General features: G+C 72.6%; 20 protein-coding genes. 12 read left to right on the top strand and 8 right to left on the bottom strand.

The features are described 5' to 3' along the window. Positions 1–95 precede the first annotated feature (95 nt). Genes AB9M23_RS10970 through fliQ form a run of 7 tightly spaced genes read left to right on the top strand, consistent with a single transcriptional unit; the run spans position 96 to position 5,413 of the window. Entirely contained in the window at positions 96–1,352 is a 1,257-nt protein-coding gene (locus AB9M23_RS10970; protein WP_372424581.1) for a flagellar hook protein FlgE, read from the top strand. A gap of 52 nt (positions 1,353–1,404) precedes the next feature. Continuing rightward, positions 1,405–2,877 carry a flagellar hook-associated protein FlgK gene (gene flgK / locus AB9M23_RS10965; RefSeq protein WP_372424580.1) on the top strand — a complete coding sequence of 491 codons (1,473 nt, stop codon included), beginning with the start codon at positions 1,405–1,407 and terminating at the stop codon, positions 2,875–2,877. Positions 2,878–2,883: 6 nt separating this feature from the next. Further along, positions 2,884–3,933, top strand: a complete 1,050-nt coding sequence (locus tag AB9M23_RS10960; RefSeq protein WP_372424579.1) for a flagellar hook-associated family protein — start codon at positions 2,884–2,886, stop codon at positions 3,931–3,933. Between the two features lie 22 nt (positions 3,934–3,955). After that, a complete protein-coding gene (flaF, locus tag AB9M23_RS10955) occupies positions 3,956–4,303 on the top strand; it encodes a flagellar biosynthesis regulator FlaF (RefSeq protein ID WP_372424578.1) in 348 nt (115 codons plus the stop codon). Continuing rightward, on the top strand, positions 4,300–4,716 hold the full coding sequence (flbT, locus tag AB9M23_RS10950) for a flagellar biosynthesis repressor FlbT (protein WP_372424577.1): 417 nt from the start codon (positions 4,300–4,302) through the stop codon (positions 4,714–4,716). The genes flaF and flbT overlap by 4 nt, the downstream gene beginning before the upstream one ends. Positions 4,717–4,742: 26 nt before the next feature. Continuing rightward, positions 4,743–5,147, top strand: a complete 405-nt coding sequence (flgD, locus tag AB9M23_RS10945) for a flagellar hook assembly protein FlgD (protein ID WP_372424576.1) — start codon at positions 4,743–4,745, stop codon at positions 5,145–5,147. Further along, complete coding sequence (gene fliQ, locus AB9M23_RS10940; protein ID WP_372424575.1) at positions 5,147–5,413, top strand: flagellar biosynthesis protein FliQ; 267 nt, start codon at positions 5,147–5,149, stop codon at positions 5,411–5,413. The genes flgD and fliQ overlap by 1 nt, the downstream gene beginning before the upstream one ends. A gap of 53 nt (positions 5,414–5,466) precedes the next feature. Here the strand turns inward: fliQ and AB9M23_RS10935 are convergent, their stop codons facing one another. Together AB9M23_RS10935 and AB9M23_RS10930 are read right to left on the bottom strand one after the other, a co-directional pair. Then, positions 5,467–6,474: a 2-hydroxyacid dehydrogenase gene (locus AB9M23_RS10935; protein WP_372424574.1), complete on the bottom strand. Its 1,008-nt coding sequence runs from the start codon at positions 6,472–6,474 to the stop codon at positions 5,467–5,469. A gap of 50 nt (positions 6,475–6,524) precedes the next feature. Beyond that, positions 6,525–7,451 carry a 1-phosphofructokinase family hexose kinase gene (locus AB9M23_RS10930; RefSeq protein ID WP_372424573.1) on the bottom strand — a complete coding sequence of 309 codons (927 nt, stop codon included), beginning with the start codon at positions 7,449–7,451 and terminating at the stop codon, positions 6,525–6,527. Between the two features lie 253 nt (positions 7,452–7,704). Here AB9M23_RS10930 and AB9M23_RS10925 point away from each other — a divergent pair, with 253 nt between their 5' ends. The 3 genes from AB9M23_RS10925 (at position 7,705) to AB9M23_RS10915 (ending at position 9,924) form a co-directional block, all read left to right on the top strand. Then, the gene (locus AB9M23_RS10925) at positions 7,705–8,877 is read left to right on the top strand and encodes a YihY/virulence factor BrkB family protein (protein ID WP_372424572.1); all 1,173 of its coding nucleotides are present in this window, start codon (positions 7,705–7,707) and stop codon (positions 8,875–8,877) included. An 86-nt stretch (positions 8,878–8,963) separates the two neighbouring features. Next, on the top strand, positions 8,964–9,119 hold the full coding sequence (locus tag AB9M23_RS10920) for a hypothetical protein (protein WP_372424571.1): 156 nt from the start codon (positions 8,964–8,966) through the stop codon (positions 9,117–9,119). 10 nt (positions 9,120–9,129) lie between these two features. Continuing rightward, the gene (locus AB9M23_RS10915; protein ID WP_372424570.1) at positions 9,130–9,924 is read left to right on the top strand and encodes an MOSC domain-containing protein; all 795 of its coding nucleotides are present in this window, start codon (positions 9,130–9,132) and stop codon (positions 9,922–9,924) included. Positions 9,925–9,959: 35 nt separating this feature from the next. Here AB9M23_RS10915 and AB9M23_RS10910 read toward each other — a convergent pair whose 3' ends face one another. Genes AB9M23_RS10910 through AB9M23_RS10895 form a run of 4 tightly spaced genes read right to left on the bottom strand, consistent with a single transcriptional unit; the run spans position 9,960 to position 13,496 of the window. Beyond that, complete coding sequence (locus tag AB9M23_RS10910) at positions 9,960–10,769, bottom strand: response regulator (RefSeq protein WP_372424569.1); 810 nt, start codon at positions 10,767–10,769, stop codon at positions 9,960–9,962. Between the two features lie 52 nt (positions 10,770–10,821). Next, entirely contained in the window at positions 10,822–11,190 is a 369-nt protein-coding gene (locus tag AB9M23_RS10905; RefSeq protein WP_372424568.1) for a response regulator, read from the bottom strand. 12 nt (positions 11,191–11,202) lie between these two features. Next, on the bottom strand, positions 11,203–12,978 hold the full coding sequence (locus tag AB9M23_RS10900) for a sensor histidine kinase (RefSeq protein ID WP_372424567.1): 1,776 nt from the start codon (positions 12,976–12,978) through the stop codon (positions 11,203–11,205). After that, positions 12,975–13,496: a putative pterin-binding protein gene (locus AB9M23_RS10895; RefSeq protein ID WP_372424566.1), complete on the bottom strand. Its 522-nt coding sequence runs from the start codon at positions 13,494–13,496 to the stop codon at positions 12,975–12,977. Before AB9M23_RS10895 ends, AB9M23_RS10900 begins: the two co-directional genes overlap by 4 nt. Before the next feature lie 183 nt (positions 13,497–13,679). Here AB9M23_RS10895 and AB9M23_RS10890 point away from each other — a divergent pair, with 183 nt between their 5' ends. Next, a complete protein-coding gene (locus AB9M23_RS10890; RefSeq protein WP_372424565.1) occupies positions 13,680–14,189 on the top strand; it encodes a CIA30 family protein in 510 nt (169 codons plus the stop codon). Here AB9M23_RS10890 and AB9M23_RS10885 read toward each other — a convergent pair. Next, the gene (locus AB9M23_RS10885; protein ID WP_372424564.1) at positions 14,180–14,458 is read right to left on the bottom strand and encodes a DUF6356 family protein; all 279 of its coding nucleotides are present in this window, start codon (positions 14,456–14,458) and stop codon (positions 14,180–14,182) included. The two genes, AB9M23_RS10890 and AB9M23_RS10885, sit on opposite strands and share 10 nt — an antisense overlap. Positions 14,459–14,599: 141 nt before the next feature. Between AB9M23_RS10885 and AB9M23_RS10880 the strand changes: the two genes are divergently transcribed. Continuing rightward, positions 14,600–15,058, top strand: a complete 459-nt coding sequence (locus AB9M23_RS10880; protein WP_372424717.1) for an Lrp/AsnC family transcriptional regulator — start codon at positions 14,600–14,602, stop codon at positions 15,056–15,058. A 34-nt stretch (positions 15,059–15,092) separates the two neighbouring features. On the opposite strand, the gene pal is transcribed toward AB9M23_RS10880, so the two are convergent. After that, the gene (gene pal / locus AB9M23_RS10875) at positions 15,093–15,605 is read right to left on the bottom strand and encodes a peptidoglycan-associated lipoprotein Pal (RefSeq protein WP_372424563.1); all 513 of its coding nucleotides are present in this window, start codon (positions 15,603–15,605) and stop codon (positions 15,093–15,095) included. Between the last annotated feature and the right edge of the window lie 205 nt (positions 15,606–15,810).

Genomic DNA, 15,810 nt, shown 5'->3' with positions numbered 1-15,810 from the left:
CGCCGACCGTTCCGCCCCCACCGCCAGCCACGCGCAAGCTCGAAAGCGTCTCATCCTCGGCAAGGACCCTCATCTTGCCTCACGGAGACGCGGACATGAGCCTCTACGGAGTGATGCGCACGGGCGTGTCGGGCATGGCGGCGCAGTCGTCGAAGCTCGCGACCGTCGCCGACAACATCGCCAACGCCAACACCAACGGCTACAAGCGCGCGAAGACCGAGTTCTCCTCGCTGATCCTCGGCAACTCCTCGGGCCAGTACAATTCCGGCGGCGTCACGCCCCACGTGCGCCACGCGATCAGCCAGCAGGGGGCGCAGGTCTTCACCACGTCCTCCACGGACCTCGCGATCAACGGCCGCGGCTTCTTCGTCGTCTCCGACGGCAACGGCACGCCCTACCTCACGCGCGCCGGCTCCTTCGTTCCCAACGGCGCGGGCGAACTCGTCAACGCGGCGGGGTTCAAGCTGATGGGCCAGCGCATCGACGGCGCCACGCCCGCGATCGTGGTCAACGACCTCCAGGGCCTCCAGGCCGTCAACATCGGCCAGACGGCGCTCGAGGCCACCGCCTCGACCGCGGGCACCTTCGCCGCGAACCTCGATTCCAACGCCGACGCGATCGCCGCCCCGGCGACGCTGCCCTCGGGCAACGCCGCGACCGCGGCCTACGAGGCGACTTCGTCGCTCGTCGCGTACGACAACCTCGGCAACGCCGTCGTGCTCGACGTCTACTTCGCCAAGACGGGGCCGAACACGTGGGAAGCCACGGTGTTCAACCGTGCCGACGCCCCCGCCGGTGGCGGCTTTCCCTACGGCGCCGGCCCGCTCGACACGGTCGCGCTGACCTTCGACCCGGCGAACGGCCGGGTCACCGGCGCGCCGGCCCTGAACATCGCCATTCCCGGCGGCCAGCCGCTCGCCCTCGACCTCTCGCAGATGACCCAGGTCGGCGCCGACTACACGGTGATGCGGGCCTCGGTGAACGGTAACGCGCCCTCCGCCATCCGCGACGTCGAGATCTCCGACGACGGCATCGTCTACGCCGTGTTCGAGAACGGCGAGCGCCGGGCCACCTGGCAATTGCCGCTCGCGGACGTGACGAGCCCGGACAACCTGATCCCGCAGGCCGGCAACGTCTACTCGCTGGGTCTCGAATCCGGCGACGTGAAGCTCGGCGCGGCGGGTCAGGGCGGGCTCGGCGGCATCGTCTCGGGGGCGCTCGAGCAGTCCAACGTCGACCTCGCCGCCGAGCTGACCTCGATGATCGAGAGCCAGCGCAGCTACACCGCCAACTCCAAGGTCTTCCAGACCGGCTCCGAGCTGCTCGACGTGCTCGTCAACCTGAAGCGCTGATCGCGCCGGCGCCGTCGTCGCCGACGGCGTCCTCTCGCACCGAGGCCCCCCGATGTCCCTCTCGCTCGCGCTCAACTCCGCCCAGACCGCGCTCTCCGTCACCTCGCAGCAGACGGCGATCACGGCGCGCAACATCACCGGGGCGAACGATCCGTTCTACTCGCGCAAGACCGCGAACGTGGCGACGACCGGGCTCGGCTCGACCTACGTGGCCTCGATCGGCCGCGCGCAGGACCAGGCGCTCTACGCCCGCATGCTCGAGGCCCGCTCGGACGCGGCGGCACGCACCGCCCACCTGGAGGGGCTCGGGCGCCTCGCCCTGACGGTCGGCGACCCGCAGGACGACTTCTCCGTCGCCGGCGCGCTCGGCGCCTTCCAGAACGCGCTGCAGATGCACGCCGACGGGCCGAGCGATCCGATCCTCGCCGGCGCCGTGCTCGGCCGCGCGCAGGACCTGGCCGAGCGGCTCAACCTCGCGACCCGGACCGTCCAGGGCGCCCGCGCCACGGCGGACGCCGAGATGGCGACCTCGGTCGGCACGATCAACGACCTGCTCGCGCGCTTCGAAACCGTCAACCGCGCCGTCGTCGCCGGCACGGCGGCGGGGAGCGACGTGACCGACCACCTCGACACCCGCGCGCGGATCCTCACGGAGCTGTCGCAGGAGATCGGCGTCACGACGATCACGCGCGGCGACAACGACATGGTGATCTACACCGATTCCGGCGTCACCCTCTTCGAGAAGACGGCGCGGGCGGTCACCTTCGAGCGCACCTTCGCCTACGATGCGGGGATCGACGGGGCGGCGGTGTTCGCGGACGGGGTTCCGATCACCGGGCCGAACGCCACGATGGCGATCGAGTCCGGCGCGCTCTTCGGACACGCGACGCTCCGCGACGAGACGAGCGGCGTCTACCAGAAGCAGCTCGACGAGATCGCCCGCGGGCTGATCCTCGCCACCGCCGAGACCGACCGGCTCAACGATCCGCCGGTGCTCGCGCCGCTCGCCGGGCTGTTCACCTGGGACGGCGGCCCCGCGCTGCCACCGGGGACGGCGGCGATCGACAACCTCTCGGCGCGCATCCGCGTCAATCCGGGCGTCGACCCGGCGCAGGGCGGCGACCTGACGGCGATCCGCGACGGCGGCATCAACGGTGCGGCCTACGACTACAATCCCGCCGACGCCGCGTCGTATTCCGGCCGGCTCCAGGGGCTCCTCGGGACGCTCGGCGCACAGCAGCCCTTCGACGCGACCGCCGGGGTCGACCCCGACACGACGCTCGCGCGCTTCGCGGCGGGCTCGGTGGGCTGGCTCGAGGCCGCCCGCAAGCAGGCCGACGCCGAGGCGGCCTATCAGGTCACCTTCCTGGAACGCACCCAGGAGGCGCTCTCCAACGCGACCGGCGTCAATCTCGACGAGGAACTCGCCCTGATGCTCGAGCTCGAGCGCAGCTACGGCGCCTCGGCGCGGATCATCGCCGCGGTCGACGCGATGCTCGATTCGCTCCTGCAAGCCGTGAGGTGAGATCCGATGAAGACCTCCTTCGTCTCCACGCTGGGCGTCTCGAACGCCACCCGCCTCTCGCTGGTGAAGAGCCAGTCCGAGCTCGCCCGCGCGTCGCACGAGCTCTCCTCGGGCCGCCACGCCGACGTCGGGCTCAAGCTCGGCGCGCGCACCGGGCAATCGGTCGAGCTGCGCCAGGAGCTCGCGCGCATCGAGACCATCCTCGACACGAACGGGCTCGTCTCGGCGCGGCTCGACACGATGCAGGCGGCGCTCTCCAACGTGCAGGGCACGGCGGAGGACTTCCTCGGCGTCCTCATCGCGGTGCGCGAGAACGCCCAGGCCGCGGAGGTGGTGGCGCCGCAGGCGGAGCTCAACCTCAAGGGGCTCGTCGGCACGCTCAACGCCAACCTCAACGGCCAGTATCTCTTCGCCGGCATCGACACCGACACGCCGCCGCTCGCCGACTACGCCGGGCCGCCGGCCTCGCCGGCGAAGCTCGCGGTGGACGCGGCCTTCCTCGGCTTCTTCGGCTTCGACCAGGACGATCCCGCGGTCGCCGGCATCACCCAGGCGCAGATGGCGACCTTCGTCGACACCCAGCTCGCGCCGCTCTTCGCCGATCCGCAATGGGGCACGATCTGGTCGAGCGCGTCCGACGAGAACCTGTCGAGCCGCATCTCCGGCAACGAGGTCATCGCCACCTCGGCCAACGCCAACGAGCAGCCGTTCCGCGACCTCGCCATGGCCTATACGATGCTCGTCGGGCTCGGCGGCGACGGGCTCGCCCAGCCCGCCTACCGCGAGCTGGTCGAACGCGCGATCGGGCTCGTCGGCGGCGCGATGCAGGACGTCACCACCGTCCAGGCGCGCCTGGGCGTCGCCCAGAATCGCGTCGCGGACGCCACCGAGCGCATGGGCATCCAGCGCGACATCCTCACACGGCAGGTGACGGGCCTCGAGAACGTCGATCCCTTCGAGGCAGCGACGCGGGTCAACGCGCTGATGTCCCAGGTCGAGGTCTCCTACTCGCTCACTGCGCGCATCCGCCAGATGAGCCTGCTCAACTACCTCTGACGCCCAACCGAAAGAGGCGACGATGTACCAGTTCTCCTATGCAGAGATCGTCGAGGACACGTTCTCGGACACGCGCGCGCGCGAGCGCGAGGCCGTGGAGCAGGCGATCGGCCTGCTGCGCCGGGCGCAGGCGGCGGGTGCCGCCTCGCGCGAGACCGTCGAGGCGCTGCACTTCACGCGCCAGCTCTGGGCGATCCTGATCGAGGACCTCGCCAGCGCCGAGAACGACCTGCCGCAGAAGCTGCGCGCGGACCTGATCTCCATCGGCCTGTGGGTCATGCGCGAGGCCGAGGCGATCCGCATGGGCCAGACGGAGGACTTCACCGCCATCATCGAGATCAACCAGACGATCGCGGAGGGCCTGCGATGAGCCGCACCATGCGCCTGTCCCTGCGCGCCGGCGAGCGCGTGTGGATCAACGGGGCCGTCGTGCGCGCCGAGCGCAAGACCACGCTCGAGATCCTCAACGACGCCACCTTCCTGCTCGAGAGCCACGTGCTCCAGCCCGACGAGACGACGACGCCGCTGCGCCAGCTCTACTTCGCGGTGCAGACGACGTTCATCGACCCCAAGGCCGCGGGCGAGGCGCAGGCGCTGTTCGAGCGCTGGCTCGCCGCGGCGCTGCGCACCTTCGCGAGCCCGGAGATCCTCCAGGGCCTCCTCGCGGTGCGCGACCAGATGGCGGCCGGCCGCCGGCTCGACGCCATGAAGACCCTGCGCGCGCTCTTCCCCGCCGAGGATGCGATCCTCGCCCTGCCTGCGGCGCGCCGCAGCGCCGCCTGACCCGCCACGACACCGGAGCCCGAGAGATGGACGTCGCCTCCGCCACCGCCGCGCAGCCCGGCGCCCCCGCCGAGGGCGCGGCCCGCGCCACCAGCGCCGGCAGCATGGACTACGACAGCTTCCTGCGCCTGCTCATCGCGCAGATGAAGAACCAGGACCCCCTGAACCCCATGGATCCCTCCGAGCAGGTGGCCCAGCTCGCGACCTTCTCCATGGTCGAGCAGGCGATCATGACGAACAAGAAGCTCGACGGCCTGCTCTCCGCCACCTCGCTCGCCCAGGCGAGCGACCTGATCGGCCGCACCGCGACCTCCGCGGACGGGTCTGTCTCCGGCGAGATCACCGGCGTGCGCCTCACCGACCAGGGGCCGCTCGCCACGCTCTCGGGCGGCGAGACGCTGCTCGTCGGCCCCGGCGTGAGGCTCGCCTGATGAACGCGGTCGACGCGCTCGACCTCGTCCAGGCGGCGATCTGGACCGTCATCGTCGCCTCCGGCCCGGCGGTCGCCGTGGCGATGGGGGTCGGCGTCGTCATCGCGCTCGGCCAGGCGCTGACCCAGATCCAGGAGATGACGCTGACCTTCATCCCCAAGATCGTCGCCATCCTCCTGATGATCCTCGTCACCGCCCCCTTCATGGGCGCCCAGCTCTTCACCTTCACCGAGAGCGTCTACGGCAGGATCGAGACGGGGTTCTGACGCGGCGCACGCGACGCGACGCGTGAACCGACGTGCCCCTGCGGGGAAGGACGTCAATCCGCGATCTTCTCCACCGACACCGCGTGCAGCGGCGCGCCGGTCCTCGCGAAGGCGTCGATGTTGGCGAGCGTCGTCTCGGCGATGTTGCCGAGCGCTTCCTTGGTGAAGAAGGCCTGGTGGCCGGTGATCAGCACGTTGGGGAAGGTGAGGAGCCGGGCGAAGACGTCGTCGCCGAGGATGGTGTTCGACAGGTCCTCGAAGAACAGGTCGCCCTCCTCCTCGTAGACGTCGAGCGCGAGGTTGCCGATGCGGCCGGACTTCAGCCCCGCCAGCACGGCGGGCGTGTCGATCACCGCGCCGCGGCTCGTGTTGACGATCATCACGCCGCGCTTCATCCGCGCGATCGCGTCGGCATCGATCATGTGGCGGGTCTGCGGGGTGAGCGGGCAGTGCAGCGAGACGATGTCGGCGCGTGCGAACAGATCGTCGCGCGACACGTAGGCGATGCCGCGGGCGACACAGTCCGGGTTCTCGGCGACGTCGTGGGCGATCACCGTGCAGCCGAAGCCCTGGAACAGCCCCGCGGCGATGGCGCCGATCTGGCCGGTGCCGACGATCCCCACGGTCTTGCCCTGGAGATCGAAGCCGAGCAGGCCTTCCAGCGCGAAGTTGCCCTCGCGCACGCGGTTGTAGGCGCGGTGGATCTTGCGGTTCAAGGCGAGCACGAGGGCGAGCGTGTGCTCGGCCACCGCGTGCGGCGAGTAGGCCGGCACGCGCGCCACCGCGATGCCGAGGCGCCGTGCCGCCTGGAGGTCGACGTTGTTGAAGCCCGCGCAGCGCAGCGCGACGAGCCGCACGCCGAGCTCCGCGAGCCGCTCGAGGGCGGCGGCGTCGCAATGGTCGTTGACGAAGACGCACACGGCCGTCGCCGAATCGGCGAGCACCGCGCTGTCCGCGGTGAGCGTCGCCTCGACGAAGACGAGCTCGTGGCCCAGGGGGCGCGCGGCCTGGTGCAGGAAGGCGCGGTCGTAGGGCTTGGCGCTGAAGACGACGACTTTCATCCGGTCCGGTTCCTCGCTCGCTGTGGTCGATCTCGCGGTCTCGCGTCCCGTCACGCGCCGATCTCCGCGCGCAGGCGCGCGACGTCGGCGCGCTTGCACAATTCCGTCCCGGGCGTCAGCACCGCGGCGGTGCCCGCCGCCATGCCGAGCACGAAGGCCTCGCGCGGGGAGAGGCCGGTCGCGAGGCCGAAGGTCATGCCGGCGACGAAGGAATCCCCCGCTCCCACCGCGGAGCGCACCTCCACCCGGGGAACTTCCTCGCGCACGACGCCCTCGCGCGAGGCCAGGATCGCGCCCTCGTGGCCGAGGGTCACCGCGACGAGATCGACCTTGCCGGCGGCGACGAACTCCATCGCCGCCGCGCCGATCGCCTCGGCGTCCGCCAGCGGTCGCCCGATCGCCTTCTCGAGTTCGCCCTGGCTCGGCTTGACGAGATGGATCCCGCCGTGCGCGAGCGTGTCGGCGAGCGCGGCGCCGGACGTGTCGAGCACGAGCTTCGCGCCCTTGGCGGCGGCGATGTCGGCGATGCGCGCGTAGAAGCCCGGCGGCGTGCCCCGCGGCAGCGAGCCGGAAGCGACGATCCAGTCGACGTCGCGGCCCTCGATCTCGGCGAGCACGGCCGCGCACTCGCCCTCGCGCAGCAGCGGCCCCTCCGGCACGAAGCGGTATTCCTTGCCGGACGAGCGCTCGAACACGACGTGGCTGATGCGCGTGTCGTCGTGGATCGGGATGCGCGTGAAGGCGATGCCGCGCTGGGCGACGAGCGTGTCGAGCACGCCCCCGGTCGCGCCGCCCGCGGCGTAGACCGCGCAGGCCTCGGCGCCGAGCTCGACGAGCACCCGCGCGACGTTGATGCCGCCGCCGCCGGGATCGTAGCGCTCGTTCGAGGTGCGGATCTTGTGCGTGTGGCGCACGGTGTCGGCCTCTGCCGAGCCGTCCACGGACGGGTTGAGGGTGAGCGTGAGGATGGGCTTCATGCGCTCTCCGTTGGCATGCGCGCTCCACTTGGCCGGGCCGGGCGCGCCGGCATCCCGTCGACGGCCGGGCGGCCCGATCGTTCCGCGTCGCGGCTGCGAGGACCGGGATCGGCCCGCACCCTCGACGACTTCGCTGCGCTGCGCAATTGCGGGCATGTCCGGACGCGCGAACGCCGCGGGCCGCGGAACCGTGGCGCTGTTCCGCGGCTTGCCTAGCCGACGATCACGACCGGACGACGACGAGACAGGACCCATGGACGCCCCCGCCCCGCCGCCCCGCCGCGACGCGCCCCCCGCGCGCATCCCCACGCTCGGCCTCGTCGCCGCGACCGCCATCGTCGCCTCGGCGGCCTGGCTGCGCCGGGACAGCCGGGCGCGCGGCCCGGTGGAACTCGCCGGGGACGATCCCCGGAGCGTGTCCGCCCGCGAGAGCCGTGCCGGCCCGCGCCCCTCGTCGCCCCCCGATCGGCCCGCCGAGCGCGACCCCGCCCGCGGCCGGCTCGCGACGACGCCTCACGAGATCCCCCGCGGGGGCTGGATCGACATCGCCCAGCGCGTCGTCACCGCCTTCTCCCGCGACCGGCTGATGTCGGTCGCGGCGGGCGTGACCTTCTATGCGCTCCTCGCGCTGTTCCCGGCGATCGCCGCCTTCGTGTCGCTCTACGGCCTCGTGTTCTCCCCCGAGCAGGTGAGCCGCCAGGTGGCGAGCCTCTCGGGCGTGATCCCGAGCGGCGCCATCGACATCGTCGAGGGCGAGGTCGCGCGCGTCGCGTCCCAGGCGGGTGGCGCGCTGACGCTCGGTTTCGCCGGCGGCCTGCTGCTCACGCTCTGGAGCGCGAACGCGGGCATGAAGGCGATCTTCGACGCACTGAACGTCGCATACGGCGAGGAGGAGGCGCGCGGCTTCCTCGCGCTCAACGCGCTGACGCTGCTGTTCACGCTGGGGGCGCTGGTGATCGGCGGCGGGCTCGTCGCCGCGATCGCCGTGCTGCCGGCGGTGCTCGCCGCCGTGCCGCTCGGCGCCGAGATCGAGACGCTGCTGCGCTGGCTGCGCTTCCCGATCGCGCTCGTCCTGGTGGCGGGGCTGCTCGCCCTGATCTTCCGCTACGGCCCGAGCCGCACCCGGGCGCGCTGGCGCTGGGTCCTGTGGGGCGCCGGCGTCGGCGCGGTCGCCTTCGTCGGCTTCTCCATGCTGTTCACCTGGTACGTGTCGAACTTCGGCTCCTACAACGCCACCTACGGCTCGCTGGGCGCGGTCGTCGGCTTCATGGTGTGGATCTGGCTCTCCACCACGATCGTGCTGCTGGCCGCCGAGCTCAACGCCGAGATGGAACGCCAGACCGCGCGCGACACGACCGTCGCGCCCGAACGCCCGCTCGGCCGGCGCGGTGCGCAGGCGGCGGACACGGTGGCGCCGTCGCCGTGACGCGACAGGTGCCGGCCGACGTGCTTGCATGGGCGCCGCTTCCACTTCATGGATGAACCGACAGCCGAGCCGTTCGTCCGGATCCCATGCCCGCGTTCCTTCGCATCGCCGCCGCCGTCGCCAGTGCGAACCTCGCGATCGTCGCGGGCGCGCACGCCGCGAGCCTCGACCGGCTTCCCGTCACGATCGAGAACCGCCCGAGCGCGCCCGATCTCGCGTTCGGGCGCTTCGAGCCACGTTGAGGAGAACGGGATGCGCATCGCCGGCCTCTACCGCTACCCCGTGAAGGGGCTCTCCCCGGAGCCGATGGCCCGCGTCGCGCTCGCGGCCGGCGCTTTCGTGCCGGGAGACCGCATTCACGCCATCGAGAACGGTCCCTCCGGCTTCGACCCGGCGGCGCCCGTGCATCGCTCCAAGCGCCACTATCTGATGCTCATGCGCAACGAGCAGCTGGCGCGGCTCGAGACCGCCTACGACCACGAGACCGGCGTGCTCGTCGTGCGCGAGGCGGGATCGGAAGCGGCGCGCGGGGATCTCGGCACGCCGGAGGGACGCGCGGCGATCGAGGCGTTCTTCGCCGGCTTCATGGGAGATGCGCTCGACGGCCCGCCGAAGGTGCTGAGCGCGCCCGACGGCTACCGCTTCACGGATTCGCCCACCGGCCACGTCTCCCTCGTCAACCGCGCGAGCCTCGCCGAGATCGAGGCGCGCGTCGGGGCGCCCGTCGACCCGCTGCGCTTTCGCGCCAACCTCCTCGTGGAGGATATGGCGCCCTTCGCGGAGCACGATCTCGTCGGGCGTACGCTGGTCGCGCCGTCCGGCCTGCGGCTCGTCGTACGCGAGCGAACGGTGCGCTGCGCGGCGACGAACGTCGATCCGGCGACCGGCATCCGCGACCTCGCGATCCCGCGTACGCTGATGCAGGCCTGGGGCCACATGGATTGCGGGGTCTACGCCGAGGTGGTGGCCGACGGCACGCTCGCGGTGGGCGAGCGGCTCGCGATCGTCGCTCCCGAGGAGACGCGACGCCCTGCGCTGCCGTTCTGACGCCGCTCCGGGGCGGTGCCGTCATCCGCGGGCGGTCAGGCGAACTTCTGGTCGAGGGCCTTCAGGTAGCGCTCCACCTTCTCGCGGCCGTCCGCCGTGAGGCGCACGAGGATGCGCCGGCCGTCGCCGGGGTCGCGGCGGCGCTCGATCAGGGCGGCGGCGGCCATGTCGTCGAGCCGCCTCAGCGCCGTCGTCGTCGAGACGCCCGAGACGAGGCACAGGCTGGTGACCGGCACCTCCTCGCCCCGCGCGGCGGCGTTCGCGAGGTCGAGCAGCATCTCCCAGACGGGGTCCTCGAACAGGTCGGGCCCGAAGATGCGCTTGCGCTCCTTGCGGATCGCGAGCACCGATGCGAGCCGCTCACCGGCCGTCGGGTTGCGGCGCTGCGCTTCTGCGGGGCCGGCGGGCGCAGGGGCGTCCTCGCGGCGTGCGGTGGCGGCGCGCAGGGCGGCGGCGACCTCGTGCGCGTCGACGGGCTTCTGGAGGAAATCGTGCGCCTCGACCCTGAGCGCCGCGACGGCGCGCTCGAGGGTCGCCTCGCCGGTGAGCACGATCGCCGGCAGCGGGCGCTCGCGCCGGCGCGCGCGCAGCTTGCGGAGCAGTTCGATCCCGTCGATGCGCGGCAGGCCGACGTCGACGACGACGACGCCGATCTCCGGCACGCGGTCGACGGCGGCGAGCGCCTCCGCGGCATCGTGGGCGCACACGACGCGCAGGCCCAGCCGCTCCAGGCCCTCGGCGAGCTCCTCTAGGAAGGCCACGTCGTCGTCGACCAGGAGCGCGGTCGGGGCCTGCGCCGCCGCCGTCGTCGTCTCCTCGCGCGTGCCCGCCGCAGTCCCGATCACGACCGTCCTCGCTCGCTCTTCGTTCGATACGCCTACGATAGCCCACAGGTCTTCACGTTTCGTATGCGCGATCCTCCAAAGCGGCGATCAACTCCTCCGGCGCGAAGGGCTTGCGCAGCACGCCCGCCGCGCCGGCGGCGAGCGCCTGGGCGAGGCCCGCGTCGCCCTCGTGCCCGGTCATGACGAAGAAGCGTCGGTCGCGCCGGGCGCAGGGATCGCAGCGCGCGGCGCGCATCAGGGCGAGCCCGTCGAGGCCGGGCATGCGCCAGTCGGTCACGACGACGGCGATCTCCGGGCGCAGCGCCAGCAGGTCGAGCGCCGCGCGCGGCCGGCTCTCGCCGACGACGGCGAGGCCCCGGCGCTCCAGCATCTCGACGAGTTCCTCGAGGAGCTCCTCCTCGTCGTCCACGACCAGGATCATCCGTTCTCTCCCTCAGGCGGCGGCGGCCCGGGCCGGCGCGGCGAGCGGCAGGCGCACCTCGAACAACGCCCCGCCCGCGACCGTGTCCGCGCCGATGCGCCCGCCCATGTCGACGACGATCTTGCGCGACAGCGCGAGCCCGAGCCCGGTGCCCTCCCCGGCGGGCTTCGTCGTCACGAAGGGCTCGAACAGGCGCTCGGCGATCTCCGGCGGCAGGCCGCCGGCGTTGTCGTGCACCTCGACGACGAGCATCCCCTCCTCGACGCGCGCACGCACCCGCACCCGCGGCTCGCGCGTGTCCGGCGCCCTGCGCTCGGGCGGGCCGAAGGCGTCGTGGGCGTTGACGAGCAGGTTGACGAGCACCTGCTCGAACAGGGTCGGGTCGCCCGAAACGAGGCTGCCGCGGGCGTCCTCCACCCGCAGCGCCAGCGCGATGCCCGCGCGCTGGTACTGCTCGGCCACGGCGCCGACCGCGAGCTCGATCGCGTCGGGCGGCGAGAAGGGCGGGTGCGGGCGATCGTCCCCGCGCCGCACGAGCCGGCGGATCTGGTCGGTGATGCGCCGGGCGCGGTCGACCTGCGCGTCGATGCGCGCGAGCTTGGGGCGGAGTTTCTCGGGCGGGCCGCCCTCGTCGAGGAGGGCGAGTGCGTTGGAGGAGGCCATCTTCATCGTGGCGAGCGGCTGGTTGATCTCGTGCACGATCGCCGCCGCCATCTCGCCGACGGCGGCGAGCGTCGAGGCCTGCATGGCCTCGCGCTCGGCCGCGCGCGAGCGGGTGGTCTCGACGAGGGCGTAGAGGCTCTGCTCGCGGCCGTTCCAGACGATGCGGCTGTGGAGCACCGTGCAGCTCATCAGCCAGCCGCCGGGATGGCGCAGCGTCACCGGCACGGACGGGTCGGCGGGACGCCGGGCGAGCGCGCCGCGGGCGCCGACGGCGCGGCGGCACTGGCCGATCGCCGCGCGCCAGGCGCCGTCGCGCGGATCGTCGGCGACGAGGGCGGCCGCGCTCGCGTTGATGAACACGGCGGCGTCCGTGTGCGGGTCGGCGACGACGAAGGCGACGGGGGCGGCCTCGATCATGCGCCTCAGGCTCGCCTCGTTCTCCGCGGCCTGCGCGCGCGCGGCGCGCATCTCGTCGAGCCCGTGCTCGGCGCGGCGGACCTGGACGATCAGCAGCCCGACGAGGATCGCCCCCGAGATCACGAGCGAGCCGAGCGGCAGGATCGCGGTCGCCTCGCTCAGCTCGTTCTCGCGCCGGTAGAGCCGCTCGTTGTAGGCGACGGTCTGCTGGAGCATCTCCTGGAGCGGCACCTCGAAGGCGGCGATCCGCGCCCGCCAGCCGTCGATGCGCGCGCGGATGCCGGGCTCGTCGAAGTCCGCCGTGTAGACCTCGTCGGCGACCGCCGCGACCTCCGCCTCCATCCGCGCGGCGAGTTCCGGCACGCCCGGCAGCGAGGCGAGGAAGTCGCCCTCGTCGGAGGCGGTGATCAGCGGCAGGCGCGAGAGCAGGATCTCCAGCCGCAGCGCCGCCTCCGCGAGCCCGTCGGCGGAGGGGCCACGCGCGGCGAGCTCGAGCGCGGCGAGGCTGCGCACGTGCTCCAGCTTGGCCTGGTAGGCGGTCCAGCCCGACGCGCGGATCGTTTCCGTCAGCAACGCCTTCTGCTCGATCTGGCGCACGTAGACCCCCGCCGTCGCCGCGATGAAGACGCCGCAGGCGAGGATGAGCAGCGCGACGAGGGCGACGCGCCGGCGCCGGATCATGGCCGGACGCGCGACCGGGCCGCTCATTCGCCGGCCACCGCGAAGACGATCTCGCGCACCTGCCAGATCATGCGCGCATGGTAGCGCTGGTTCTGGAGCGCGGGATCGGCGTCGAGCGGGTAGACGAGCCAGATCGGCCCGCGGTCGCGCACGCGCATGCGCGTGCCGTCGAGCCGCGTCGCCAGCACCGGGTCCCATCGCGACCAATCCTCCGCCGGCACCGCGATCGTATAGTCGTTGAGCGCGGTGAGACGCGCCTCGACGATCTCGCCGGCATCGGGCTCGAGCGCGGCCAGGGCGCCGAGCCGTGCGCCTTCGAAGCGCACGACGCCCCGGGTCCAGGGGGTGGTCGTCTCGATCGCGATCGGGTCGAGCGCGTCGAGCGCCGCGAAGTCGAGGCCGCGGCGGACGATCTCGCTTCCGTCGGGGCCGACCCAGCGGGCGACGAGGACGTCCTGCGCCGCCGCCGGCGGGGCGGGCAGGGCGGCGGCGAGGAGCGCCGTCGCGAAGGCGAGGACGAGGGCGAAGGCGGGGATGCGGTACATGCGCGAGGGTCTCCGCGGGACGGCTCGGCGCGGCGGCCCGCTCGCGGGCCGGCCACGCCTGGTTTCGTTCGCACGAGGAAAGCAGAAATTCCTTGCTCAATTCACCGCGCCGTCTCTCCGAATCGATAACGACCTGCCCGAAACCGCTCCATTCTGGAGTGATCGCCGATCGAAGGACGTCCCATGCTCCTGAACGACTTCTCCCGTGCCGACGGCGACGCCGTCCCGGACACGCGCACCTGGCGCCTGATCTCCGACCGGGTGATGGGCGGCGTCTCGGACGGGCGCGCGATCGTCGAGACCGTCGCCGGCCGCCGGGCCCTGCGGCTCACCGGGCGCGTCAGCCTCGAGAACGACGGCGGCTTCGTGCAGATGGCCCGCGATCTCGCCCCCGACGGCGCGCCGGTCGACCTCGGCGGCTTCGCGGGGCTCGAGCTCGAGGTGATCGGCAACGGCGAGGGCTACGGCCTGCACCTGCGCACCCGCGACGTGACGCGGCCCTGGCAATCCTATCGCGCCGGCTTCGTCGCGGGGCCGGAATGGACGCGCCTGCGCCTGCCCTTCGCCGGCTTCCGCCCGCATCGGATCGAGACGCCGCTCGATCTCACGGGGGCACGGCGCATCGGGCTCGTCGCCATCGGGCGGGCGTTCGAGGCCGACCTCGCACTCGCGCGGCTTTCGCTCTACCGCTGAGCCGCGGCCTCGCCGCGGGCCGCGCGGGCGCCGTGGCGGATGCGATCGGCCACCATGCGCTCGTGCAGCTCGGTCACGGCGCGCGAGCCGGTCCTTGTGCACAGGAACGGGAAGACGCCGTGGACGAGACAGGCGAGCCCAGCGAGCAGCAGGCGCCCGCCGAAGGAGAAGGCGACGCCCATGTGCTGGAGATAGGTCTCGCCGACGGAGGCGGGGTGGTCGGTGAAGGACAGGCGGCGCGGGGTCTCGCGGGGTGTCTCGCGGGTCATCGAGCGTCTCCGGGGTGGCGTCTCGTCGAGGAGGCCCATCCTGGCCCGGCCGGCCCGGCAGCGCTTTGCCAATGTCGCGTCCGCGCGCTAGGTTCGCGCAACGTCTTTGCGCGAGATGTCGCGATGCCGGAAAAATTCACCCTGGACGCCATCGATCGCAGAATCCTGGCCTGTCTCCAGGAGGATGCGACGCAGCCGCTCGACGCGCTCGCGGCGCAGGTCGGGCTCTCGCCCTCGCCGCTGTGGCGGCGCATCCGCAAGCTGGAGGAGGCGGGGGTGATCGTGCGCCGGGTCGCGCTGCTCGACCCGGATAGGCTCAACGTCGGTGTGACGGTGTTCGTCATGGTGCGCACGAGCCGCCACGAGGCGGACTGGGCGCGACACTTCTGCGAGGCGGTCTCGAAGATCCCCGAGGTGGTCGAACTCTGGCGCATGAGCGGTCAGGTCGACTACCTCCTGCGCGTCGTCGTGCCCGACATCGCCGCCTACGACCGGGTCTACAAGCGGCTGATCGCGGTGGCGGACCTCTACGACGTGTCCTCGTCCTTCGCCATGGAGCGCATCAAGAACACGACGGCGCTGCCGCTCGACTACGCCTGAGCGGCAGCGATCGCTCCGGATCCGCTCGCGGGCGTCAAACGCCGGCGCCGCCCTCGAGCACGGTGACGCCCCGGCGGTTCTGCGACTGGCAGGACGCGTCCGAGCAGGCGGCGGCCGGGCGCTCCTTGCCGTAGGAGACGGTGCGGATGCGACCCGTGTCGACGCCGCGTGCCGCCAGGTAGTCGCGCACCGCCTGCGCGCGGCGGGCGCCGAGCGCGAAGTTGTACTCGCGCGTGCCGCGCTCGTCGGCGTGTCCCTCGATGAGGATCGCGTAGCGCGGATAGCGGGCGAGCCACTGCGCCTGCAGGTCGAGCGTCGCCTGGGCGGTGGAGGTGAGGGTCGACTGGTCGGTCTCGAAGAAGACGCGGTCGCCGACGTTGACGGTGAAGTCCTGGGCGGAGCCGGGCGTGGCGGAGCCGGCGACGCCGCCGGCGCCCGCGCCGAGCTCGGCGCCGGGCGGGGTCGCCGCGCAGGCGGCGAGCGCGAGGGGCAGGGCGACCACGGCCGCGAGGCGGAGGGCGCGAACGGAAGAGAGCGACGCGAGCATGGCGGACCTGTGACTCCTGGCGAGACCGGGTGCGGGCGGGCGCGCGTGCCCCGTCGCACGCCGGCCCGTCCCTGTGTGTGCCCCGCCGTGGTTGACGAAGCCTTGACGCACGCGGCGCGAATCCTCCGCGCCGCGTTTCGAATCGGTCAGGGTTAATCGATCGTGAATACGGCGTAACGGCGGCGCGCTCGGAACGGGGCGGCGC

It is taken from the genome of Salinarimonas chemoclinalis, from assembly GCF_041514305.1.
GTDB classification, from domain to species: domain Bacteria; phylum Pseudomonadota; class Alphaproteobacteria; order Rhizobiales; family Beijerinckiaceae; genus Salinarimonas; species Salinarimonas chemoclinalis.
Note: the sequence above shows the minus strand (reverse complement) of the source record. Positions and strands in the feature narration are given on the sequence as shown.